The organism is Shewanella sp. GD04112 (assembly GCF_029835735.1).
In the GTDB taxonomy this organism is placed as follows: Bacteria; Pseudomonadota; Gammaproteobacteria; order Enterobacterales; family Shewanellaceae; genus Shewanella.
Map to the genome: position 1 here is coordinate 1,090,456 of NZ_JAOEAL010000001.1, position 23,990 is coordinate 1,114,445.

Annotated in this window: 20 protein-coding genes; 17 read left to right on the forward strand and 3 right to left on the reverse strand. The window is 47.6% G+C overall.

Annotated elements, in window-relative coordinates; genetic code table 11:
- Positions 1–68: 68 nt before the first annotated feature.
- From N7386_RS04775 to dinB, 12 genes are all read left to right on the forward strand, one after another.
- Entirely contained in the window at positions 69–1,403 is a 1,335-nt protein-coding gene (locus tag N7386_RS04775; RefSeq protein ID WP_055647166.1) for a Na(+)-translocating NADH-quinone reductase subunit A, read from the forward strand.
- Positions 1,403–2,602 carry an NADH:ubiquinone reductase (Na(+)-transporting) subunit B gene (locus N7386_RS04780; RefSeq protein ID WP_011716068.1) on the forward strand — a complete coding sequence of 400 codons (1,200 nt, stop codon included), beginning with the start codon at positions 1,403–1,405 and terminating at the stop codon, positions 2,600–2,602. The genes N7386_RS04775 and N7386_RS04780 overlap by 1 nt, the downstream gene beginning before the upstream one ends.
- The gene (locus N7386_RS04785) at positions 2,595–3,383 is read left to right on the forward strand and encodes a Na(+)-translocating NADH-quinone reductase subunit C (protein ID WP_086904332.1); all 789 of its coding nucleotides are present in this window, start codon (positions 2,595–2,597) and stop codon (positions 3,381–3,383) included. The genes N7386_RS04780 and N7386_RS04785 overlap by 8 nt, the downstream gene beginning before the upstream one ends.
- Positions 3,383–4,015: an NADH:ubiquinone reductase (Na(+)-transporting) subunit D gene (locus tag N7386_RS04790; protein ID WP_011621733.1), complete on the forward strand. Its 633-nt coding sequence runs from the start codon at positions 3,383–3,385 to the stop codon at positions 4,013–4,015. The genes N7386_RS04785 and N7386_RS04790 overlap by 1 nt, the downstream gene beginning before the upstream one ends.
- A 6-nt stretch (positions 4,016–4,021) precedes the next feature.
- Positions 4,022–4,630 carry an NADH:ubiquinone reductase (Na(+)-transporting) subunit E gene (gene nqrE, locus N7386_RS04795; RefSeq protein ID WP_006080469.1) on the forward strand — a complete coding sequence of 203 codons (609 nt, stop codon included), beginning with the start codon at positions 4,022–4,024 and terminating at the stop codon, positions 4,628–4,630.
- 46 nt (positions 4,631–4,676) lie between these two features.
- Positions 4,677–5,933 (forward strand): NADH:ubiquinone reductase (Na(+)-transporting) subunit F, encoded by a 1,257-nt coding sequence (nqrF, locus tag N7386_RS04800; protein WP_011621734.1) that lies wholly within the window; start codon positions 4,677–4,679, stop codon positions 5,931–5,933.
- Positions 5,934–6,031: 98 nt separating this feature from the next.
- On the forward strand, positions 6,032–7,090 hold the full coding sequence (locus N7386_RS04805) for an FAD:protein FMN transferase (protein ID WP_089068993.1): 1,059 nt from the start codon (positions 6,032–6,034) through the stop codon (positions 7,088–7,090).
- A gap of 11 nt (positions 7,091–7,101) precedes the next feature.
- On the forward strand, positions 7,102–7,326 hold the full coding sequence (nqrM, locus tag N7386_RS04810; RefSeq protein ID WP_007645837.1) for a (Na+)-NQR maturation NqrM: 225 nt from the start codon (positions 7,102–7,104) through the stop codon (positions 7,324–7,326).
- Between the two features lie 375 nt (positions 7,327–7,701).
- Positions 7,702–8,175, forward strand: a complete 474-nt coding sequence (bfr, locus tag N7386_RS04815; protein WP_011621736.1) for a bacterioferritin — start codon at positions 7,702–7,704, stop codon at positions 8,173–8,175.
- A 9-nt stretch (positions 8,176–8,184) separates the two neighbouring features.
- The gene (gene bfr / locus N7386_RS04820; RefSeq protein ID WP_011625412.1) at positions 8,185–8,652 is read left to right on the forward strand and encodes a bacterioferritin; all 468 of its coding nucleotides are present in this window, start codon (positions 8,185–8,187) and stop codon (positions 8,650–8,652) included.
- Positions 8,653–8,951: 299 nt separating this feature from the next.
- A complete protein-coding gene (locus N7386_RS04825; RefSeq protein WP_011625413.1) occupies positions 8,952–10,955 on the forward strand; it encodes a methyl-accepting chemotaxis protein in 2,004 nt (667 codons plus the stop codon).
- Between the two features lie 150 nt (positions 10,956–11,105).
- Positions 11,106–12,185 carry a DNA polymerase IV gene (gene dinB, locus N7386_RS04830; RefSeq protein WP_279767208.1) on the forward strand — a complete coding sequence of 360 codons (1,080 nt, stop codon included), beginning with the start codon at positions 11,106–11,108 and terminating at the stop codon, positions 12,183–12,185.
- A gap of 175 nt (positions 12,186–12,360) precedes the next feature.
- Here the strand turns inward: dinB and N7386_RS04835 are convergent, their stop codons facing one another.
- Complete coding sequence (locus tag N7386_RS04835) at positions 12,361–13,824, reverse strand: aminoacyl-histidine dipeptidase (RefSeq protein WP_089068321.1); 1,464 nt, start codon at positions 13,822–13,824, stop codon at positions 12,361–12,363.
- A 218-nt stretch (positions 13,825–14,042) separates the two neighbouring features.
- Between N7386_RS04835 and N7386_RS04840 the strand changes: the two genes are divergently transcribed.
- The 5 genes from N7386_RS04840 to N7386_RS04860 all read left to right on the forward strand — a co-directional run bounded on the left by N7386_RS04840 (position 14,043) and on the right by N7386_RS04860 (position 22,970).
- Positions 14,043–15,581: a leucyl aminopeptidase family protein gene (locus N7386_RS04840; protein ID WP_279767209.1), complete on the forward strand. Its 1,539-nt coding sequence runs from the start codon at positions 14,043–14,045 to the stop codon at positions 15,579–15,581.
- A 919-nt stretch (positions 15,582–16,500) separates the two neighbouring features.
- Positions 16,501–18,690 carry a TonB-dependent siderophore receptor gene (locus tag N7386_RS04845; RefSeq protein ID WP_279767211.1) on the forward strand — a complete coding sequence of 730 codons (2,190 nt, stop codon included), beginning with the start codon at positions 16,501–16,503 and terminating at the stop codon, positions 18,688–18,690.
- Between the two features lie 408 nt (positions 18,691–19,098).
- Entirely contained in the window at positions 19,099–20,388 is a 1,290-nt protein-coding gene (locus N7386_RS04850; protein ID WP_011716079.1) for an NCS2 family permease, read from the forward strand.
- A 173-nt stretch (positions 20,389–20,561) separates the two neighbouring features.
- Positions 20,562–21,680, forward strand: a complete 1,119-nt coding sequence (gene proB / locus N7386_RS04855; RefSeq protein WP_279767214.1) for a glutamate 5-kinase — start codon at positions 20,562–20,564, stop codon at positions 21,678–21,680.
- Between the two features lie 12 nt (positions 21,681–21,692).
- On the forward strand, positions 21,693–22,970 hold the full coding sequence (locus tag N7386_RS04860) for a glutamate-5-semialdehyde dehydrogenase (RefSeq protein WP_279767217.1): 1,278 nt from the start codon (positions 21,693–21,695) through the stop codon (positions 22,968–22,970).
- Between the two features lie 72 nt (positions 22,971–23,042).
- Here the strand turns inward: N7386_RS04860 and N7386_RS04865 are convergent, their stop codons facing one another.
- Both N7386_RS04865 and ybaK read right to left on the reverse strand, forming a co-directional pair.
- Positions 23,043–23,345 carry a hypothetical protein gene (locus N7386_RS04865; RefSeq protein ID WP_011716082.1) on the reverse strand — a complete coding sequence of 101 codons (303 nt, stop codon included), beginning with the start codon at positions 23,343–23,345 and terminating at the stop codon, positions 23,043–23,045.
- 124 nt (positions 23,346–23,469) lie between these two features.
- Complete coding sequence (gene ybaK / locus N7386_RS04870; protein ID WP_279767220.1) at positions 23,470–23,946, reverse strand: Cys-tRNA(Pro) deacylase; 477 nt, start codon at positions 23,944–23,946, stop codon at positions 23,470–23,472.
- Positions 23,947–23,990: the final 44 nt, after the last annotated feature.

Below are 23,990 nucleotides of genomic sequence, written 5' to 3' on the forward strand. Positions count from 1 at the left end.
TTTAAAACCTCAGTATTTAGCAGGAACGCGGCGCATTGTCTTTCCTTCAAAACGTAGTGCTTGTGGATATGATTACAATTAAGAAAGGATTGGAACTGCCTATAGCAGGCGGACCAGAGCAAGTTATCCATAATGGCCCAGCCATTAAACATGTAGCTACTTTGGGTGAAGAGTATATTGGCTTACGTCCAACGATGAAGATCAAAGTGGGCGATAAAGTACAAAAAGGTCAGGTGATTTTCGAAGATAAGAAAAATCCTGGCGTAAAATATACGGCTTTAGCCAGTGGTACTATATTAGACATTAACCGGGGCGCCCAGCGTGTGCTGCAGTCTGTTGTTATTCAAGTAGAAGGGAACGAAAGCGTTGCCTTTGCTAAGTATGACGCCACTGCTCTCGATACGCTAGACTCGCAACTGGTCCGTGACAACCTGATCGAATCAGGCTTATGGACTGCATTGCGTACACGTCCTTTCAGCAAAGTGCCTGCCGTAGATTCTTCTGCCGCTGGTATTTTTGTAACCGCGATTGATACGCAACCCCATGCCGCCGATCCTGTCGTAGTGATCCGTGAGCATAAAGAAGATTTTGCTAATGGTCTTAAGGTCTTAGCAAGACTTACCGAAGGTAAAGTTTACCTTTGTAAAGCGCCTGGCGCCGATATTCCTGCCGCTAATGCCCAAGTTGAAGAATTTGCCGGTGTTCACCCAGCGGGTCTTGTTGGTACTCATATCCATTTCCTACTTCCAGCTTCTGCAAAACGTACTGTTTGGCATGTCGGTTACCAAGATGTAATAGCCATTGGTCAGCTATTTACTACCGGTCAACTGAATACCGAACGCGTGGTCGCGATTGCCGGTCCTAAAGCGGCTAAGCCACGTTTGGTTCGCACTGTTTTAGGTGCAAGCATGACTGAACTGACCGCGGGCGAAACCTTAGATGGTAACGTACGTGTTGTTTCAGGTTCTGTGCTGAATGGCCGTACTGCTGTAGGTCCTCAAGGATATTTAGGTCGTTACCACGCGCAGGTGAGTCTGTTAGAAGAAGGCACTGAAAAAGAATTCTTTGGTTGGGTGTTACCAGGCTCAAACAAATACTCTATTACCCGTGCATTCCTTGGCCACTTAAGCGCTTCTCGTCTGTTCAACATGACAACGAGCACTGGTGGTTCAGACCGCGCTATGGTGCCAATCGGCAACTACGAGCGTGTAATGCCATTGGATATTCTTCCTACTATGTTGCTGCGTGACCTGATCTCAGGTGACTTTGACGGTGCAGCCACTTTAGGCGCGTTAGAGTTGGATGAAGAAGATCTCGCACTGTGTACGTTCGTATGTCCAGGCAAATATGACTACGGTTCATATCTGCGTGACTGTTTAGATACGATCGAGAGGGAAGGCTAATGAGCTTGAAAGATTTTTTCGAACGTATTGAACCCGACTTTGAAAAAGGCGGTAAATACGAAAAGTTTTATGCCCTCTTCGAAGCGGCATACACCATTTTTTATACGCCAGGTAAAGTGAACAAGGGTAAAACCCACGTTCGCGACAACATCGACCTGAAACGTATGATGATCACGGTTTGGGCCTGTGCCTTCCCAGCGATGTTCGTGGGTATGTACAACGTAGGTCTGCAAGCACAACTTGCGTTAATCGCGGGTTTTGCAACGCCTGACGTATGGCAAGTGAGCCTGTTCGGCATGTTTGGTACCGAACTGACCGCCAACTCTGGCTGGCCAGCACTGATGTGGTACGGCGCCTGTTTCTTCCTACCTATCTATGCGGTGACCTTCGCCGTGGGTGGTATTTGGGAAGTGCTGTTTGCCGCTATCCGTGGCCACGAAGTTAACGAAGGTTTCTTCGTTACATCTATCCTGTTCGCGTTAACCCTGCCAGCAACTATCCCATTGTGGATGGTGGCCTTAGGTATCACCTTCGGTGTGGTTGTGGCTAAAGAAGTGTTCGGTGGTACTGGTCGTAACTTCTTAAACCCAGCATTAGCCGGTCGTGCCTTCCTGTTCTTCGCTTACCCACTGAACATGTCTGGTGACACTTCATGGGTTGTCGCTGACGGTTACTCTGGTGCAACGGCTCTGAGCCAAGCGGCAGCGGGTACCTTAGATTACACATTCAACCAAAACTGGTGGGATGCGTTCTTCGGTTTCATTCCAGGCTCAGTGGGTGAAGTATCGACTCTGGCGATTCTGTTAGGTGGTCTGGTTATCATCTATACCCGTATCGCTTCATGGCGCATCGTTGGCGGCGTGATGGTCGGTATGATTGCTATCTCTACACTGTTAAATGTGATCGGTAGCGACACTAACCCAATGTTTGCAATGCCTTGGTACTGGCACTTAGTGTTAGGTGGTTTTGCATTTGGCATGATGTTTATGGCGACTGACCCAGTGTCTGCGTCATTCACTAACCAAGCTAAATGGGCATACGGTATCTTGATTGGTGCAATGGCTGTGTTTATCCGCGTGATTAACCCTGCATTCCCAGAAGGCATGATGTTAGCGATTCTGTTTGCTAACTTGTTCGCGCCATTGTTCGACCACTTCGTGGTTCAGGCAAATATCAAGCGGAGGATTGCTCGTGGCTAGTAATAAAGATTCGTTCGGCAGAACGTTATTTATCGTCGTTGGCTTATGTCTAATTTGTGCGATATTCGTGTCGACTGCGGCAGTATTACTGCGCCCAACTCAAGCAGAAAACAAGCTGCTTGATAAGCAAAAGTACATCCTCGAAGCTGCGGGTCTGATTGACACGAAAGCGGGCAAAGTAACCAAAGCTCAGATTTTGGATACTTATAGCAAGCACATCGAAGCTAAGTTAGTTAACTTAAAAACCGGTGATTGGGTTGAAGGTGTTGATGCCAACACATTCGATCAACGCAAAGCGTCTCGCGATGTGAAAACCTCATTTGTACCTCAAAACGACATCGCTTCTGTTAAGCGTGTTGCTGAAGATGCAGTGGTTTATTTAGTGCGTGACGAACAAGGTAAGTTAACCAGCGTGATCCTGCCTGTTCATGGTTATGGCCTGTGGTCGACTATGTATGCTTTCCTCGCGTTAGATGCTGATCTGAACACGATTCAAAGCTTAGTTTACTACGAGCAAGGCGAAACCCCAGGTCTTGGTGGTGAAGTGCAAAACGCTCAGTGGAAAGCGAAATGGCACGGTAAGAAGTTATTTGATGAGCAAGGTAACATTGCAATCAGCGTAACTAAAAACCCAGCTGTTGCTAGCACTGAATACGGTGTGGATGCATTATCCGGCGCGACTCTGACCAGTAACGGTGTTCAACACTCTCTGACATTCTGGTTAGGTAAAGAAGGTTTTGCGAGTTTCATTGAAAAAGCACGCAATGGAGGTCTCAGCTAATGTCTGACGCTAAAGAACTGAAACAGGTTCTGACTGGACCTATCGTCAACAACAACCCGATTGCATTACAAGTACTTGGTGTATGTAGTGCCTTAGCGGTAACGAGCAAGCTCGAAACTGCACTGGTAATGGCGTTGGCATTAACTGCGGTAACAGCGTTTTCTAACCTGTTTATCTCAATGATCCGTAACCATATTCCTAGCAGCGTACGTATTATCGTACAGATGACCATTATTGCCTCTCTGGTAATCGTGGTTGACCAATTGCTGCAGGCTTATGCTTATCAGATTTCTAAGCAGTTATCGGTATTCGTGGGCCTTATCATTACGAACTGTATCGTAATGGGTCGCGCTGAAGCCTATGCGATGAAAACACCGCCAATGATGAGCTTTATGGATGGTATCGGTAACGGTTTAGGTTACGGTGCGATTCTGTTAGCTGTTGGCTTCGTGCGTGAACTGTTTGGTAACGGTTCTCTGTTCGGTGTTCAAATCCTGCACAAGATCTCTGAAGGTGGCTGGTATCAACCAAACGGTCTGTTATTACTGCCGCCAAGTGCGTTCTTCCTGATCGGTATTCTGATTTGGATTATTCGTACCTATAAGCCAGAGCAAGTTGAAGCAAAAGGGTAATTTGAGATGGAACATTATATTAGCCTGTTAATTCGCTCTGTTTTCATTGAAAACATGGCACTGGCCTTCTTCTTAGGTATGTGTACTTTCTTAGCGGTATCGAAGAAAGTGACTACCGCGATGGGCCTAGGGATTGCGGTAGTTGTAGTGTTAACTATCTCTGTTCCTGCTAACCAAGTTATTTACCAAGGGCTGTTAGCACCTGGCGCACTGGCTTGGGCTGGTGCACCTGAAGCTGACTTAAGCTTCTTGAAATTCATTACCTTTATCGGTGTGATTGCGGCTTTAGTTCAAATTCTGGAAATGGCACTGGATAAGTACTTTCCTCCGTTGTACAACGCGTTAGGTATCTTCTTACCTCTGATCACTGTGAACTGTGCGATTTTCGGTGCGGTATCATTCATGGTTGAGCGTGACTACAAGCTGGGCGAAAGTGTGGTGTTTGGTTTCGGCTCTGGAGTAGGTTGGGCATTAGCTATCGTATTGATGGCCGGTATCCGTGAGAAGCTGAAGTATGCCGATGTGCCGAATGGCCTGCGTGGTTTAGGTATTACCTTTATTACCGCTGGTTTAATGGCCTTAGGTTTCATGTCGTTTTCTGGTGTGTCTCTGTAAGAGACACCAAACGGCTTCTTGAATTGGACCTTCTAAGGATAAGTTAATGGATATTCTTGGTATTTTTAAATCTACTCCGCTCGAGGTTTACCTCGGTGTGAGTATGTTTACTGCTATCGTCCTGGTCTTAGTGTTAGTGATTTTATTCGCTAAATCTAAGCTAGTGTCTAGCGGTGACATCACGATCGGCATCAACGACGATCCTGAAAAAGCGATTACAACCGGTGCCGGTGGCAAGCTGTTAGGCGTGCTAGCGAACAGCGGTATCTTCGTATCGAGCGCCTGTGGTGGCGGTGGTTCTTGTGGCCAATGTCGCGTAGTGGTTAAGTCTGGCGGCGGTGATATTCTGCCAACAGAATTAGATCACATCAGCAAGGGTGACGCCCGTAAAGGTTGCCGTCTGTCTTGCCAGGTGAATGTTAAGAACGACATGGAAATCGAGCTTGACGAAGAAATCTTCGGTATTAAGAAGTGGGAATGTACTGTTATCTCTAACGATAACAAGGCGACCTTCATTAAAGAACTGAAGCTGCAAATCCCTGATGGTGAATCTGTTCCGTTCCGTGCGGGTGGTTACATCCAGATCGAAGCGCCTGCGCACCATGTTAAATATGCTGATTTCGACGTACCTGAAAAGTACCGTGGTGACTGGGAACACTTTGGCTTCTTCAAGTTAGAATCTAAAGTTGACGAAGAAACGATCCGTGCTTACTCAATGGCTAACTACCCAGAAGAGTTTGGCATCATCATGTTGAACGTGCGTATCGCAACGCCACCTCCACGTAACTTGAGCTTACCATGCGGTAAGATGTCATCTTACATTTGGAGCCTGAAGGCTGGCGATAAAGTGACGATTTCTGGCCCATTCGGTGAATTCTTCGCGAAAGATACCGATGCAGAAATGGTGTTTATCGGTGGTGGTGCGGGTATGGCGCCAATGCGTTCACACATTTTCGACCAACTGAAGCGTCTGAAGTCTAAGCGTAAGATGAGCTTCTGGTACGGTGCACGTTCTAAGCGTGAAATGTTCTACGTGGAAGACTTTGACGGCCTAGCGGCTGAAAACGACAACTTCGTATGGCATGTGGCCCTGTCTGATCCTCAACCTGAGGACAACTGGGATGGTTACACAGGTTTCATCCATAACGTACTGTATGAAAACTACCTGAAAGACCATGAAGCGCCAGAAGATTGTGAGTTCTACATGTGTGGACCTCCAATGATGAACGCTGCTGTGATCGGTATGTTGAAAAATCTTGGTGTCGAAGACGAAAACATCCTGTTGGATGACTTCGGCGGCTAATGTGAATTAGCCCAAGGTGAGAAGAGTTGCAGATGTGGAGTAAAGCTCTCATCTGCAACTTTTGCATTAAAGGGCATCCAAAAGAGTTGTTAGTCACTATGTTTAAAACCCTAGCGTTAAAAACCCCCGTGTTAAAAACCTCAGTGTTAAAGCATTCAGTGAGCTGGCTGGTCCTTGTAGGTCTGGCCTTTTTTATTTCAGCCTGTAGCAAACAGGATGAGGTTATCTCCCTCGCGGGCAGCACAATGGGCACGACCTACCACATTAAAGTGGTTCCCAATGAGCAAATGCCAACGGCCCAGCTGTTGCAGGCCGAAATTGACTTAGCACTTGAGCAAGTCAATAACCAGATGTCGACCTATCGACCTAATTCAGAACTGTCTCGTTTCAATCAGTTACCGCTCGAGCAGAGCGTTGAAGTGTCGCCGGATACCATCAAAGTGGTTAAAGAAGGCATGCGTTTGTATAACGTGACAGACAAAGCCTTAGACATTACCTTAGGGCCGCTGGTGAACCTATGGGGATTTGGCCCCGATAAACGCCCAACCAAAGTGCCGACTCAAGCCGATATCGATGCGGCTAAAGCCAAAACGGGTATCAGTGAGCTGTCTATCGAAGGCAATCGCTTAAGCAAGCACAATGCGCATTTATATGTAGACTTGTCTTCAATCGCCAAAGGTTTTGGCGTGGACAAAGTGGCCTCTATTTTAGATAAGTATCATGCAAGCGGTTACTTAGTCGAAATTGGTGGCGAGCTGAGCATTAAAGGCACCAAAGGCGATGGTAGCTCGTGGCGTGTCGCGATAGAGAAACCGACCGATGATGGCATGGCGGTGCAGCAGGTGATTGAGCCTGGCACTATGGCGATGGCAACCTCGGGGGATTATCGCAATTATTATGAGGAAGAAGGTCAGCGATTTACTCATATAATTGATCCACGTACCGGTTTGCCGATTAACCATAAGCTAGCATCTGTGACCGTTTTGCATAAAGAATGTATGACGGCCGATGGTTTTGCGACGGCGATGATGGTTTTAGGCACAGAAGCGTCATTGGAGCTTGCCAAGAAAGAACACTTGGCGATAATGCTAATAGAAAAGCAAGGCGAAGGATTTAAAGTCTACTACAGTGACGCCTTCAAGCCTTTCCTTAAGTAGTTGGAGTTAACATGAGCACTTTTATCGCGGCATTTGTGATTTTATTACTGTTCTTTTTGCTTATGTCGATAGGTTATCTCATCAAGCGCAAAGCCGTTGAAGGAAGCTGTGGCGGTTTAGGTGTATTAGGGATTGAAAAAGCCTGCGATTGTGATGATCCCTGCGACAAGCGTAAGCGTCGTATGGCCGCAGAAGAAGCGCGCCGTGAGAAGTTAACGAAAGACAGGATCATTTAATTATCCGCTTCAACTGAAATAGCCTCCTCTGGAGGCTATTTTTTTGCCTCGATTTTAGCGCAGCAGAGGTTTGGAGCGTCGATTTTCTTCTGGAAAGCGCAAGTTCACGAAGGGATGAGTGACGCGGGTTATGCTAATCAGTTAACGAGTGCCTTTTATAACTGCAAGAAAGAGAATTTACTTACCTGCTGAGCGTACCCATAAAATTAATCCTTGATATATGAGGAGGATAGCTGGCTAATCTAAGCGATAATGAGAATGCTTTTTATCTTTAAGCTTGTGAAAAATAAAGAAAATTTGAGTTAGCTTGAAAACTGTACTAGGCTAGAAGCTTGATTTAGATCAATCTTTCACTCATATCAAGGATAGTTACTTATGAAAGGTCATCCTAAAGTGGTGGGACAACTCAATCGGGTGCTGACCTGTGAGTTAACGGCCATTAATCAATATTTTCTCCACGCCAGAATGTTCAAGCATTGGGGTCTCGAGAAGCTAGATCACGTCGAATACAAGAAATCCATCCAAGATATGAAACACGCCGATAAGCTTATCGAGCGAGTATTATTTTTAGAGGGATTACCGAATCTGCAACAGCTCGAAAAACTGCGTATTGGCGAGCACACCCAAGAGATGCTCGATTGCGATTTGGCCATGGTGCAGGAACAACTCACACTGTTACGGGATGCCATTAGCCTTTGTGAGGCGGAGCAGGATTATGTGAGTCGCGATCTGCTCGAAGATATCCTTGAAGATGAAGAAGAGCACTTAGATTGGCTCGAGTCACAGCAGGAGCTGATTAGCTTAACCGGCATTCAAAACTATCTTCAATCGCAAATTAGTGAGTCATAGGAGCTGAATATGAAAGGTGATAAAGAAGTCATCGACGCGTTGAATCGACTCCTAACGGGAGAGTTATCGGCGATGGATCAGTATTTTGTGCATGCCCATATGTATGAAGACTGGGGCCTGAACGAACTCTATGAACGTATTGCCCATGAGTCGGATGATGAAAAGGGCCATGCGGCCAAACTGGTACAGCGCATTTTATTCCTCGAAGGCGTGCCAAATGTAGCCGCACGGGAAGCGCTCAACATCGGTTCAAACGTTGAAGAGATGCTGCGTAACGATTTGGCCTATGAGTATAAGGTCGCCGATGATTTGCGTAAGGTGATTGCCCTGTGTGAGTCGAAAAAAGATTATCAAACCCGTGAGATCTTAGAAGTGTTACTCGACGACACCGAATCTGACCACATGTATTGGTTAGAAAAACAGCTCGGTTTGATTGACCGAATTGGTTTACCGAATTATCTGCAAACTAAGATGTAACCACGCCCGCTTACGCAGCTTAAGCACAAAGGCCAGTCACTAAATGACTGGCCTTTGTTTTTGGATTTTGAGTATTTAGTCTAACACTCTGTAAAAAATCGCTATTGCGATGGGATCTTCTGATGGATGTCGATTGTTTAGCGATTCCTGTTATTTTGCTAATGTCTATTCTTTACAAATACTTGTTTACGTTTTTTCTCATCATTTCGGCTGTTGTTGGCTGGTAAAAATTGTTACCGTGTGAAACTGTTTTTGCAGGCTTTTTTGTTAAGTGGTTGGTTAACCAGACGGGAAGATGGATGAGATATATAAAACGTTCTCTTAGTTTGCAGTTAGTGGTAACTATCGTCGGTGCCCTCGCTGTACTTCTTACTTTAGTTGCCGCTTTGCTCGTGAATAAAGAAAGTAATAACACACGTAAGCAAGTGGATGCGGACATTTCGGCGCTTGTGGCTCTCAAGGCCAATGAGATTGGTGGTTACTTTGTTGCCAAGGGACAAGTGATCCACTCGGTTTTTGCCGAGCCTGGGCTTATCCATTGGTTTAGCCAATATCATGCCCGTGGCAGTAACTTAGCCAACGATCAACAGTACCAAGATATTATTCGCTATTTCCGCTCGTTCTCCGACCGTGATAGCGATGTGAAGTCAGTGTTCTTTGGCTCGGCGAATACCTTCGAGTATTTCGACCTTAATGGCCGTTTCGATGGCGATCCAAACTACTACACTAACAAGCGTCCTTGGTGGCAGGAGGCTATCGATCAGCGCAGCTTGTTTGTGGGCGATCCTGCGGTCGATGCCAACGATGGATCTATTTCAGCCACGGTTAAAACCCCAGTCTATGGTGCCAATGGTGAACTCATCGGGATTGGTGGTATGGATATTCTTATCGATACCATTGGTAAAACCCTGTTAGCGCCAATCAAATACCGCAACTATGGCCAAGCCTTCCTGATGACAGATGAAGGTAAGCTGGTTTATTTCCCCGGATTCTCAGATAAATTCCCGCCGGGCTCACTTGCGAATCAAATCGATAGCCAGTTTAAGGACACCTCAGGTTTTACCGCCTTAAGACAACAAATGCAGCGCGAAGCACAGGGCTTTGCCGAAGTCACCTTTAACGGTGTGCCGCAGCGGGTAACCTTTGTGTCCGTGGGCGGTGATTATCCTAAGCAAAAATGGCACTTAGCCTTTATGTTGCCCCATGAGGTGATTGAAGCGCCAGTGACCGAAGCCTTTTGGAATGCCTGTTTTGTTGCCTTAGGGATTATGCTCTTGGTCGGCATCACAGTATGGTTGATGTTATTGCCCTTTAGACGCCAGCTCGGCAAATTGCTCGATGCGATGGAAGACATTGCCGAAGGTGATAGCGATTTATCCCAACGCATTTTAATGGAGCGCGAGGATGAGTTAGGCAAGCTGGGTGATGCCTTCAACCGCTTTGCCGAAAAGGTGCAGCAAATGTTACTGCACACTCGCAACTTAACCCAAGAGGTGGGCACTGGGGTGATGGATGCACGCCAAGTGTGTGATTTAGCGGTATCTTCGGTGTCATCGCAGAAACAACAAATCGACTCAGTGGCCACGGCAGCCACCCAAATGGCACAGACAAGCCAAGAAATGGCAATTAGCGCGCAGCGGGCGAATGATTTTGCTGAAAAGGCACAAACCCAAGCCCATGACGGTACCCAAATCGTGTCCCGTGCGACCGAAGGTATGAAGGCATTATCGGTTCAAGTGATTGAAGCGGCCAAGGTCATCAAGGAGTTACGTAGCAGCTCTGAGCAAATTGGCGAAGTGTTAAGCGTGATCCGTAACATTGCCGACCAAACCAACTTGCTGGCGCTCAATGCGGCCATCGAGGCGGCGCGGGCGGGTGAGCAGGGCCGAGGCTTTGCCGTAGTGGCCGATGAAGTGCGTACTCTCGCGTCTCGTACCCAAGATTCTACCGCCAACATTCAAGGCATTATCCAAACCCTGCAACAGAGTGCGCTACAAGCCGAGCAGGTGATGGAATCAGGGGTTGAGCAGGCAAGGGTCGGGCAAGACTTGACCACACAAGTGGAGCAAGCTTTAAGTGATATCGCCAGTGCGATTGTGTCGATTCAGCAGCAAACGGTGGAAATTACCGTCGCGATTGGCCAGCAGGCCGTTGTGGCTGAAGAAGTAGCACAGAACGTGGTTAGCGTGCGTGGTTTGTCCGATCAGTCTTTGCTCTCAAGCCAAGATTTATCCCAAAGTTTGCAAGGATTTGAGCAAGCGACTCACGAACTCACCCGCAACATTGGGCAATTTAAGATTTAATTCAAAACGTTGCAAATCAAGGGAGCCTTAGGGCTCCCTTTGTTTTTTGAGCGCTTATAATCCAAGCGCAAACAGCACCGCGGCAAATTGGTAAGCGGCACTTGATTACTGTTTTTATATACAGTATTTTGAGTGTCGGAGGAATGCAAGGTGCGAAAAATCATTCATATCGATATGGATTGCTATTTTGCTGCGGTGGAAATGCGGGATTTTCCCGAATACCGCGGTAAACCGCTGGCTGTCGGCGGCAGTCGGGTGCAGCGTGGCGTCATCAGCACTTGTAATTATGAGGCGCGCAAATTTGGCGTGCGTTCGGCCATGGCGACGGGCTACGCACTGAAATTGTGCCCCGATCTTATCCTCGTTCCCGGTCGTATGCAGGTCTACAAAGAGGTCTCACAGCAAATTCGCGCCATCTTTTCCCGATACACTGAGTTAATCGAACCACTTTCCCTCGATGAAGCCTATTTAGATGTCAGCGATTGTAAGCTGTTTAAGGGCTCAGCCACGTTAATTGCCGAGGCGATTCGCCGTGATATTTTGGCCGAAACTGGGCTGACGGCATCGGCGGGCGTGGCGCCGATTAAATTTCTCGCCAAGGTTGCCTCTGATTTAAATAAGCCCAATGGGCAATGTGTTATCCCACCCGATGAGGTGCCCGAGTTCGTTAAAAGCTTATCCCTGCGGAAAATACCCGGAGTCGGTAAAGTGACCGCTGAGAAACTGTCTTCGCTAGGCTTAAATACCTGCGCCGATGTGCAGGCTTATCCAAAGCAAGAGTTGATTGCCCGTTTTGGTAAGTTTGGCGCCGTGTTAGTCGAGCGGGCCCATGGCATCGATGATCGCGGGATTTCTGTGAGCCGCGAGCGCAAATCCGTAGGCGTTGAGACCACTCTCGCTCAGGATATTTACACGCTGGAGCAGTGCCAACAGGTGATGCCGGGATTAATCCAAGAGTTGTCCAGCCGTTTAGGGCGAAGTGCTAAGGGGAGGCAAATCCATAAGCAGGTGGTCAAACTTAAATTTAATGATTTTAAACAGACCACCATCGAGCATCGTAGTGACGAGGTCTCCGTGGTGATGTTCTATGAGCTACTGAGCCAAGCAATGGCTAGGCAAGAGGGCCGTGGAATTCGGTTACTCGGGGTTTCTGTTGGACTCGCCGAGACTAAAGACACGCTTTCGCCGCTCATGGTACGCGAAACGAAGCAGTTGGATTTTGTGTTTTAGTGTCAATTTAATCTGAGCGGATCTGGCTCAGCGCCAATCTAACCTAGTTTAGTTTAGATAACGCGATAATCAGCTTTACGCAGTGCGCAAATAGAAGCAACAATAAGGCCGCATTGGTAAACCCTCTGCGGCCTTTGTTATTTAAGTCTGCTTAGCGACTATTCACCTAGAGTGATTATTCACCTTTAGCGGGAATTCGTTCTAGCACAGCAAGGAGCAGATCCCAGTATTGACCTACTGTGGTGATATTGACCATTTCATCCGGGCCGTGTGGATAGCGGATGGTAGGGCCAATCGACACCATGTCCATTTCTGGATAAGGCTTCTTGAACAGACCACATTCAAGACCCGCGTGGATCACCATGATAACCGGTTCTTTATGGTAGATAGACTCGTAGGTCTCACGCACAATCGCCATTACGGGTGAGCTGTTATCTGGCTTCCAACCTGGGTAAGCGCCACTGAATTCAATTTCAGCGCCAGCGAGATTAGTCAGCGCATTGAGCATGCCTTCAACTTGGCTGCGGCCCGAATCGATGAGCGAGCGAATTAAGCACAGAATGCTAACTTCTTCATCGTTAGTGCTAATCACGCCTACGTTGAGTGAGGTTTCTGTCACGCCAGCGACTTCATCGCTCATACGCATCACGCCATTAGGGCATACATGCAGCAGGTCGATCAGCGTGTTTTGGCTGTTTTCACTCATCACGCGTTTTGGCGTTGGGATTTCGCTCAACACTAAACGCATATCAGGGTCGGCAATGGCCAGCTCGGCGCGGACTAAGGCTTCAAAAGCGCGCACTTTTTCATTCAGTGCATCGACATTTTCAGCGGGTAACATAAAGCTGATATTGGCTTCGCGTGGGATGGCATTACGCAGTGAACCACCGGTAAATTGGGTTAATTCCAGCGCTAATTCATCGGCATTTTCAAACAGGAAGCGTGCCAAGAGTTTGTTGGCGTTACCACGACCCAAATGGATGTTAACCCCAGAGTGACCGCCTTTTAAGCCAGATAAATGCAGGCTAAATGATGCGTAACTTTGCTCCGACGCTTGCCATACCATAGGCAGTGTGATTTGAGCATCGACACCGCCAGCGCAGCCCATGTAGATTTCACCTTCTTGCTCTGAGTCGGTGTTTATCAGGATTTCAGCATCGAGCATACCCGCTTGCAGGCCAAAGGCGCCTGTCATGCCCGCTTCTTCATCAATCGTGAGCAGTACTTCCAGTGGGCCGTGTTTGATATCGTCGCTACCTAAAATCGCTAAGGCTGACGCCATGCCAATACCATTGTCGGCGCCTAAGGTTGTGCCTTTGGCTTTTACCCAGTCACCTTCAACATAGGCTTCGATAGGATCTTTGATAAAGTCATGCACTTTGTCGGCATTCTTTTGCGGCACCATATCGATGTGAGCTTGGATCACGACGATTTTGCGATCTTCCATTCCGGCCGTTGCGGGTTTGCGAATGATTAAATTGCCGACCGCATCTTCCACGACATCGAGTTGTTTACTCTTAGCCCATGCTTGGATGTGTTTGCTGAGTGCTTGTTCATGTTTGGAAGGGTGGGGAATTGCACAGATTTGTTCGAACCATTGCCATAAAGGCTGTGGGTATAACTGACTTAACGCTGTCACAGGAGGTCCCTCATCAGGTCTTGTGGGTATAGGGCAAATTTGGCTTGATCCTACCACATTCTGCTCGACCGATTAATCTTCTCGATAAGCCTATGTGTGCTTGTGGCAGCGAAAGTTGCCACCCTCAGTCTTTTCGATGGGGACAAAGGGATTTTTTGATTGGTAATTAAGCGTTATAGCGGGAATAATGCAGGCACAATAATGAAAAAGGATGGGTCATGTTTCAAGTTAACTTTGTTGATGTACAAGCAGAAAATGCCATTTTTGATGGTGAAGGTTGGGATGCGGTTGTGGTCGTCACACCGGATCTTGGTGCTATTGGAATTGATGAGATCAGTTTATTGGCCGAGCATGGCGCTAAGGTCGATAAACGTGTCGGTAAGAGCCCGACGTTATTGTTTGCCCCCGGTTTAGCCGGTGGTCGTTTAATCATTGCGCCGGTTACTCAAGTGGCTGATGATTATGCCGATGTACGTGTTTATGGTGATGCGGCAAGAGCCGCCATTGCTATCGCTAAAGACGCGGGCGCTAAGCGTCCCCTGCTTTATGTGGTGCCTTCTACCACGCCCAAGTTTGGGTTTGCGACTGAAGTTGCGGCGCTCGCCTGCGGTCAAGAATTATGGCAAACCTTAGAATTGCGCGAGGCAACGGGCTTAACGCCAGCCTTTGAAGCCATAGGATTACTGTCTCTATCAGCTAAAAAGAGTCAATTGCTCAACGCATTAGAAGCTGGCCGTGTGTTGGCGCGGGATTTATGTGGCACTGAACCTGAGCGTATGTCGGCAAAAGCCTTTGCCGAATATTGTTTGCAAGCCTTTAAAGGCAGTGTGATTAAAACGGCAGTCGTGGAAGACAGGGATATTCTCGAGCGCGATTATCCATTGTTAAGTGCGGTGGCGCGTTCTTCCTTTGCCGTTGGGCGGCATCAACCGCGGGTGGTGAAACTCGAATATCTGCCCGAAGGCGAGATTACCCGCACTTTCCTATTTGCAGGCAAAGGTGTGGTCTACGATACGGGCGGCGCCGATCTGAAAGTCGGCGGCGCAATGGCGGGCATGAGCCGCGATAAAGGTGGTGCCTCTGCCGTGGCGGGGTTATTTAAAACCTTGTCTATGCTCAAGCCTAAAGGGATCCGGGTGATCGCCGAACTGGGCTTAGTGCGTAATAGCATTGGCAGCGAAGCCTTTGTTACCGATGAAATTATCACTAGCCATGCGGGCGTGCGGGTGCGAATTGGTAATACGGATGCGGAAGGGCGTTTAGTATTGGCAGACCTGTTAAGTCATCTGCGTATTAAAGCGGTTTCGGCGGTGCAACCAGAGTTGTTCTCGGTCGCGACTCTCACGGGCCATGTGGTACGTTGTTATGGGGCGTATCCTGCTGCGGTTGAAAATGCGGTCGCCAGTGGCGCCAAGTGTGCGCAGACACTCGCGTTACAGGCAAGCCAATGGGGCGAACCCTTTGAGGTTTCTACATTGCGCCGCGAGGACTTTGCCAAGATCCGTGAAGTCTCAGGGGCGGCTGATATTTTATCGTCTAACAATGCGCCATCTTCGGTAACGGCCCGTGGGCATCAATATCCGGCGGCGTTTCTGCTCAAGGCTTCGGGATTGTTTGAACATGGCATAAATGCCGCAATTCCTTTAGGTTACACACATTTAGATATCGCAGGCAGTGCGACGGAGGGCGATCCTCTCTATGGAAAACCTACTGCGAGTCCCTTGGTCGGTCTGTATCAATATCTGATCAATCGTTAACAATTTAACGTAATAAATAGAAATAATTCTGTAATATCTTACTTATTAGGTGGTTACAGGGTTATTTCTGTTTTTATGTGATGCAGGTCGCCAAGATTTTTGGTTGTTTTACGTAATTTAATTACATTAAAAAGCCTTAATTAAAAAAAATACAAATAAAGCTTGTAATAAAACTACGAAAACATATAATGGTTTTCGTGGACAGGGCAATGCGCCCATCCCCTCTAGTCTATCCAGGATGGATACCCTTCTCCAAGGACCCGAGTGACAAGTCGTCTCAACGGATTTGAGAATCTCTAGTTCCAAGGAACCGAGCCAAGCTTTACTAGAGTACTTAATCTCAACTTTACTTAGGAGTAATTGACTATGTCTTATACAGGCAAGAATCACTTTGTTTGGCAAAACACTTGGATTAACTCTGATGTTTTGCGTGGCGGTTTATTCGCTATGAGCTTTAAGGGCTAACTATCCCTTTAAACCTAGTTTCCATCATCCATCAACCTTTGTATCGCCTTTTTGGCGTGTTTAGACTCAAGTAGCATATCGGTGTTTTTGCATGGGTATGCCAGGTTTCTTCCGCTAGCGCGGTAATGTACTTCCCCGAAAGGGACGCTTGAAATATGTCTTGCCTGCTCATTGAGCAGGCTTTTTTTTAGCTTTTTTCTGTCGTTACGGCGCTATGCCTCTCATTTATTCCCATAAACATAAAATTTTTTGCGGCCATCTCGAAATGACTGCTTTTATCAAAAGTTAATTTAATTATCTGTTTTTAAAGTATAAAACTTTGTCATCAATCTATTCATCTTTTTGTACGACTTAAGAATGATGAATTTGTTACATTTGTCACATAAAATACAAATGCAAATCGTTCTCAATGGTGTTACCGTATGCGCACCTTAACGAAACTTGCTGAACGACTATGCGTTTTAATCTACTTCCACTTGCTGCTGCAGTAACCCTAGCTTTGAATCCTTTGGCACTGATGGCCGAAGAACAAACCGCTTCAACAACAGAGACACAAGATCAAAATATCGAGAAAATCACTGTGATGGGTAAATACACAGTGAGTCGTAATATTGATACCGCAACGGGGTTAGGACTCACGCTGCGGGAAACGCCACAGTCGGTCAGCATTATGACGGCGGATCGGATTGAAGATCAGGCGCTAAATACCGTGGTCGATGTGGTCAACAACACTGTGGGTTTATCATCTTCAAAAACCGATAACGTGCGTAACGGTTTTTCGGCCCGCGGTTTTACCGTGCAAAACTATCAAATTGATGGCGTGCCTTTATCTTGGAGTTTGGGTGGTGATGCCGGTGAAACGGTATCGGATGTGTCTATCTACGAGCGCGTTGAAGTCGTACGTGGTGCTACCGGATTATTAACGGGTGCTGGCGATCCTTCGGCCTCGATTAACTTAGTGCGTAAGCATGCCGACAGTTCTGATCTTAAAGGTTATGTCGATGTCGCCACTGGAAGTTGGGATAAAAAACAAGTCACTGCGGATGTGTCCAATGGTCTGAATGAAGACGGCAGTGTCCGTGGCCGCTTGGTCGCTAAGTATGTGAATAGCGATTCTTACCAAGATCTGTATCAAGACCGCAAAACCATTCTCTATGGTGTGGTCGACAGTGATATTACGGCCAACACCTTGCTGCGTGTCGGTGGTAGCTATAACCACAACGATCCCAAAGGGGCGATGTGGGGCGCGTTGCCCGCCGTCTTTAGTGATGGTTCTGCCACTGATTGGGATACATCGGCCACCACTGCAGCCGATTGGAGCCGCTGGGAAACCAAAAATATCAACTACTTTGCAAACCTGAATCACTACTTCAGCAATGGTTGGCAGCTGGTCGCTAACTACAACCGCATGGAGTATGAGACCACCACTAAGATGATCTACATGTCGGGTTTACTCGATAAAGACACGGGTGCTGGGCTCAGTGGTCAGCGTTATCATAGCCATGGTGAAAGCAACTCGAATAACTTTGATGTGCAGCTTAAGGGCGATTATGACCTCTTTGGTCAAACCCATGAGTTTGTGACGGGCGCCTTATATAGTAAGCAAAAATCTTACGCCGATACCTATGAGCCTATCCGCGACGATATGACGGGTTGGGACTCACAAGTGGTCGATAACTTCTACGAATGGCAACAAAATCAGTTTGCCGAGCCTGAATGGTCGACCAATGCGAACCGTCAGCTCAATATGGATACCGAGCAAAAAGGCTTTTATGCGGCGACTCGCCTGACCATTACCGATGATTTCAAACTGATTGCCGGTGGACGTATCTCAAGCTGGAACCGTGAAGGCGTGAGCTATGGTACCGATACTAACTTTGGTGATGATGGTGTGTTTGTGCCCTATGTTGGTGCTTTATACGATATCAATGAAGAGCACCGTATTTACGCCAGTTATACCGGGATTTTTAATCCGCAGAATAAACAGGATGCGAGTGGCGATTATCTTGACCCATTAGAGGGGAAAGCATATGAGATTGGTTTAAAAAGTGCGTATTTAGATGACCGTCTGCATACATCGCTAGCATTGTTTAAAATCGAGCAGGATAACTTTGGTAAACAAGACCCGGACTTTGTACCGACTGAAGAGCAAATCGCCAACGGCCAAACGACCGCATACTATGCTATCCAAGGTACGGAAAGTAAGGGCTTCGAGTTAGAAGTTGTTGGGGAGTTTATCGACGGTTGGAATATTTCAGCAGGCTATTCACAATTTAAAGCCGAAGATGCTGAAGGAAATAAGCTGGATACAACCAGTCCACGTAAGCAATTTAAACTCTTTACTACCTATCAATTTGTGGATTTATTACCAGAGTTAACCATTGGTGGTGGAGTGAATTGGCAAAGCGACAGTTATTCTACAGGTGGCAATGTCACTATCACGCAGGATGCCTATTCTTTGGTGAATCTAATGGCGCGCTACGATTTGGCTGAGAATATGGATCTGCAGGTTAACGTAGAGAATTTACTGGATGAGAAATATTACGCCTATATGTCAACCTCTAGTTATTTGCCAGAAGCTTATAGCGTATATCACTACGGCGCGCCACGTAACTTTACCGTCAGCTTTAACTATCGCTTCTAAGCATTTTCCCCGTTGAACTCAAAAAGCCGGCGTCCTTAAGGGCACCGGCTTTTTGCTATCGACTTCACTACGATTTTTGGCGCAGAGGCGACCGAATATGCCTGCATGGGATAAGCATTGTGCTGTTTTATGATTATTTCGCTTTAAAAACAATGTGCTGTTCATCCTGAACGACGTTTGAATTTTCCCAGTGTTAAGATTGGCTTGCTAACCCCTATTTGGCGTGAGCTTTAATGTAAATTAAGCTCGGTGGTTTTTTGTTCTGTTTAGCGATTTCTATCAAGAAAATCTCCATCAATTTTCTGGCCTGACCAGCACAAACTCCCTATAATCCCCAGCGAAAAACACGACTACATAGTGTTTACATTTTTGACCCTACCTACTTTAAAAGAAAAGGAACCCAGTTCCATGTTAGAAAAGCTGTTCAAACTGAAACAAAATCAAACGAGCCTCAAGCAGGAAGCGATAGCAGGTTTGACAACATTTATGACTATGGCATACATCATTTTTGTGAATCCAATGATGTTAGCCGATGCGGGTATGGATCATGGCGCCGTGTTTGTGGCCACCTGTTTAGCGGCGGCGGTGGGATGTATTGTGATGGGTGTCATGGCGAACTATCCCATTGCACTAGCCCCAGGTATGGGACTCAATGCCTTTTTTACCTACACAGTCGTGGGTGAAATGGGTTACAGCTGGGAAACGGCACTCGGTGCCGTTTTCCTGTCGGGAATTTGCTTTTTAATCCTGTCTCTAGTGCGTATTCGCGAGTGGATTGTGAACAGTATTCCTATGTCGCTGCGTATCGGTATTGCTGCGGGTATTGGTTTATTCCTCGCGTTGATCGGTCTTAAGAGTGCTGGCATTGTGGTCGCAAGCCCTGCAACCTTAGTGACTATGGGCGATATTACCGCTTTCCCAGCGGTAATGGCCGTGTTAGGTTTCTTCCTGATCATCGCCATGGTGCAACGTGGCATGAAGTCAGCGGTGATTTTAAGCATCCTTATCATCACAGGACTGGGATTAATCTTCGGTGATGTGCATTACAACGGTATCGTCTCAATGCCGCCTTCAGTCGCACCGACCTTTATGGCGATGGATTTGTCTCAAGTATTTGAAGTGACAATGCTGTCTGTGGTGTTTGCCTTCTTATTTGTGGATCTCTTTGATACTTCGGGCACCTTAGTTGCGGTGGCGCAGCGTGGTGGTTTCCTCGATGAGAAAGGCCGTTTACCTCGCTTAAACCGTGCCTTAACTGCGGACAGTTTAGCCACGATTGCGGGCGCCGCTTTAGGGACTTCAACGACTACCAGTTATATCGAAAGTACCGCGGGGGTGAGTGCGGGCGGCCGTACTGGCTTAACCGCTGTCGTGGTAGGCTTACTGTTTATCTTGGCCTTATTTCTATCACCATTAGCAGGGATGATCCCCGCCTATGCCACGGCTGGTACGCTGTTCTATGTGGCGATTCTGATGATGTCCGGACTGGTTCACGTCGAATGGGAAGATTTAACAGAAGCAGCGCCAGTAGTTGTGGTCTGTATCCTAATGCCGTTGACCTTCTCTATCGCTACGGGGATTGCGCTGGGGATTATTTCCTATGCCGCCATCAAACTGTTAACAGGCCGTTTTAGCGATTTAAATATCGGGGTGATTGTGCTCGCAGCGATGTTTATTGCGAAATTTATTTACGGCTGATACTTAGCCAGTCGCCAATTAGACGGTTTTTTGAGGGTCATCTAATCGATGGCCCTTTTTTATGCGCGATCCCAAGCAGAATTGAAAATTTCTACCAACATCCGGCCCACTAACTACCAATTGCTCTGCGGATTAGGTATAAGGATTATCCGGTTATTTTCTACATATGAATAATGAATTTAAGTGAGATTGCGTATCGCCGCGTGGTAGTGAAGTTAGGGACGAGTGTGCTGACGTCTGGCAGTAAACAGCTGGATAAAGCCCATATGGTTGAGCTTGCTCGTCAAATGGCCGCACTGATGAGATCAGGGGTCGAAGTCGTATTATGCACTTCTGGCGCAATTGCCGCCGGACGCGAACATCTCCAATCCCCGGTATTGCCCGACACTATGGCCAATAAACAGTTATTAGCCGCTGTCGGGCAGAGTCAGCTTATTCTCGCTTGGGCGCAACTCTTTAGCATCTACGGTTTACATGTGGGGCAATTGCTGCTGACCCGTGCTGACCTACACGATCGAGAGCGCTATTTGAATGCCCGCGATACCCTTAATGCTTTGCTGGCAAACAATATTATCCCCATCATCAACGAAAACGACGCCGTCGCCACGAACGAAATCAAAGTGGGCGACAACGATAACTTGTCGGCGCGAGCGGCGCTGCTGTGTGATGCCGACCTGTTGATTTTGTTGACGGATCAAAAGGGCTTATTCGATGCCGATCCTCGCACTAACCCGAATGCTAAGCTGATTTCGCAGGTCGAGAAAATTGACGACAGTCTACGCCTGTTAGCGGGTGGTTCAGTGTCAGGCTTAGGCACGGGCGGAATGTCGACTAAGCTAGAAGCTGCGGATATTGCTCGCCGCGCGGGCATTGAAGTGGTGATTGCCTCGGGTCATCACCCCGATGTGATTAAAAAAGTCGTCGGCAAAGAGTCTGTCGGCACCCATTTTAGTGCCATCGAAAATCCGTTAGAGAGCCGCAAACAGTGGATTTTAGCGGGACCTGCCGCCCAAGGTTCACTGGTGCTCGATGCGGGCGCGGTGAAAGCCGTGACCGAAAAAGGTCGTAGCCTGTTATCGAAGGGAATTATTGGCGTTAAAGGTGAATTTGAACGTGGTGCAACCCTGCAATTGGTTGACCAAAAAGGCAAAATCATTGCCAGAGGCATCACCCGCTACTGTGGTGAGGCCTTAGGGTTAATTGCGGGTAAACATTCCGACGAAATCGAGTCTGTGCTCGGTTACGATTATGGTGACGCAATAGTGCACCGCAACGACATGGTCGTCTTATAAGCGAGGTCTGTTTTGAGTGAAACTAATCAAGCGCAATATTTACAACAACTGGGCAGCCAGGCTAAGCAAGCCAGCTATGCCTTAGCGAATCTTAGTGCCGCAAAGAAAGCGGATTTACTCGAGGCGATTGCCGAGACCCTGACGCAGAATATTCCTGCCATTCTTGCGGCTAACGCCAAAGACGTTGCCGCCGCTAAGGTTGAAGGCTTGAATGATGCAATGATCGATAGGCTGTTGCTTAACGAGTCGCGTCTGGCGGGGATTATCGGTGATATCGGCGATGTGGTGCGTCTTGCCGATCCCGTTGGCGAAGAGTTTGGCAGTCGAGTGTTGGACAATGGGTTAAGGCTCACGCGCCGCCGCGTACCGCTGGGGGTGATTGGGGTTATCTATGAGGCGCGGCCGAATGTGACGGTCGATATTGCGGTATTGGCACTGAAAACCGGTAACGCAGTGATTTTGCGCGGCGGAAAAGAGACGCTCGAATCTAACAAACTGATTAGTGAAGTGATCCGTGGCGCGATTGCGAGCCAAGGTCTGCCAGTCGATGCGGTGCAGCTGATTGATTCTCCCGATAGAGCCTTAGTCACTGGTTTACTCAAGCTCGACCAATATGTCGATATGATCGTCCCCCGTGGCGGACAAGCATTGCAGCGCCTTTGCGCCGAGCAAGCGACAATTCCTGTGATTTTAGGCGGCATTGGGATCTGCCATCTGTATGTCGATAAACATGCCGATCTTGAGCGCGCGCTCGAGGTGGTTGCTAACGCAAAAGTGCAGCGCCCGACGGTATGCAACGCGCTGGATACCTTGCTGGTGGATAACGCGGTTGCCGAGCGTTTTGTGCCGCAAATTGCCGAGTACTTACATCGCTTAGGTGTGCGTTTTGCAGTGTGTGAACAAAGCTATGCACTGCTCGATGGGCTGGGTTTTGATATTTTCCCGGCAACTGAGCAAAGCTTTGCGACAGAGTGGTTGTCTTTGACCTTAGGCATTAAAGTGGTGAGTGGCATAGATACAGCCATTGCCCATATCCGTACCTATTCCAGTGGACATTCGGAAGCGATTCTCACCGATGATATCCACGCGGCAACGCATTTTATGAACGAAGTGAATTCGGCAGCTGTGTATGTGAATGCCAGTACCCGCTTTACCGATGGCGGCCAATTTGGCTTAGGGGCCGAGGTAGCCGTAAGCACGCAAAAGCTCCACGCCCGTGGTCCTATGGGGCTTGAGGCGCTGACCACCTATAAGTGGTTAGCATGGGGTGATTACACGAGCCGCGCTTAGTCTTTATCGTTTTATCAAATCGTTCCATTAAAAAAGCCGCAATAGCGGCTTTTTTGTTGGCAAAGATCTCGGTTAATGGATAAGCGGGGTGTAAGTGGCAATTAACCATAGGCACAAAAATGCTACCGACATAGCAGTGGTGAACTTACGAAAGGCTCTAATGTACTCCAAGGTATACAAAAAATACTTCTCCTGCACTCTGCGGGTGATCAGTACCGAGGGAAGTAAAAAAGTGCAATAGAGCATCACCACCATAGTTGTGAAACCATTTCCGAAAAAATGCTCATAGATAAAAAGAGCAATACAAATGAGCATGGCGACCCAACCGATAGGGCTTATGCCATCTTCTTGATTCCATTGAGTTGATTTTTCCATCTGACTATCCTTAGTCGTCTGCATACAGTTCAATTTATAGACGGATATGCTGCAGTTTTCAACTCTGTTGAGGATAAATGCTGTGATGCTCTCAGCATATTTTAGCAATATCTGATATTTTGCCTTAAAGGGTTTTAATATCTGCAAATGTTCCGCGGCATAATTTTGCTAAGTCATTCGCTGCAAGGCAGATTTCAAGGCCGCGGCGGCCGGCACTCACATAGATTTTATCGAATTGCTGAGCCGTCGTATCGATCAGCGTTGGCAGCTGTTTTTTCTGTGCTAGGGGGCTAATGCCGCCAACGAGGTAGCCAGAGGATTTTTGTGCTAAATCCGCATCGGCCATTTGCAGTTTCTTCTGGCCTAAACATTTAGCGACGGCTTTTAAATTGAGTTGATGGTCAACGGGCACTAGCGCGACGGCAAGCGGCGGATGGGCTTTATCGGTCGCAACCAGTAAGGTTTTAAATACCTGCGCGGGGGCGAGCCCCAACACATTGGCGGCTTCCTCGCCATAGGCGGCGCAGTGTGGGTCGTGACTGTATTCTAAGATTTCAAAGGGAATTTTGGCTTTCTTTGCCATTTGTACGGCTGGTGTCATGCTCTCGTCCTCGCGCCCCAATTAGGTGCAATAAAAGTCTAGGG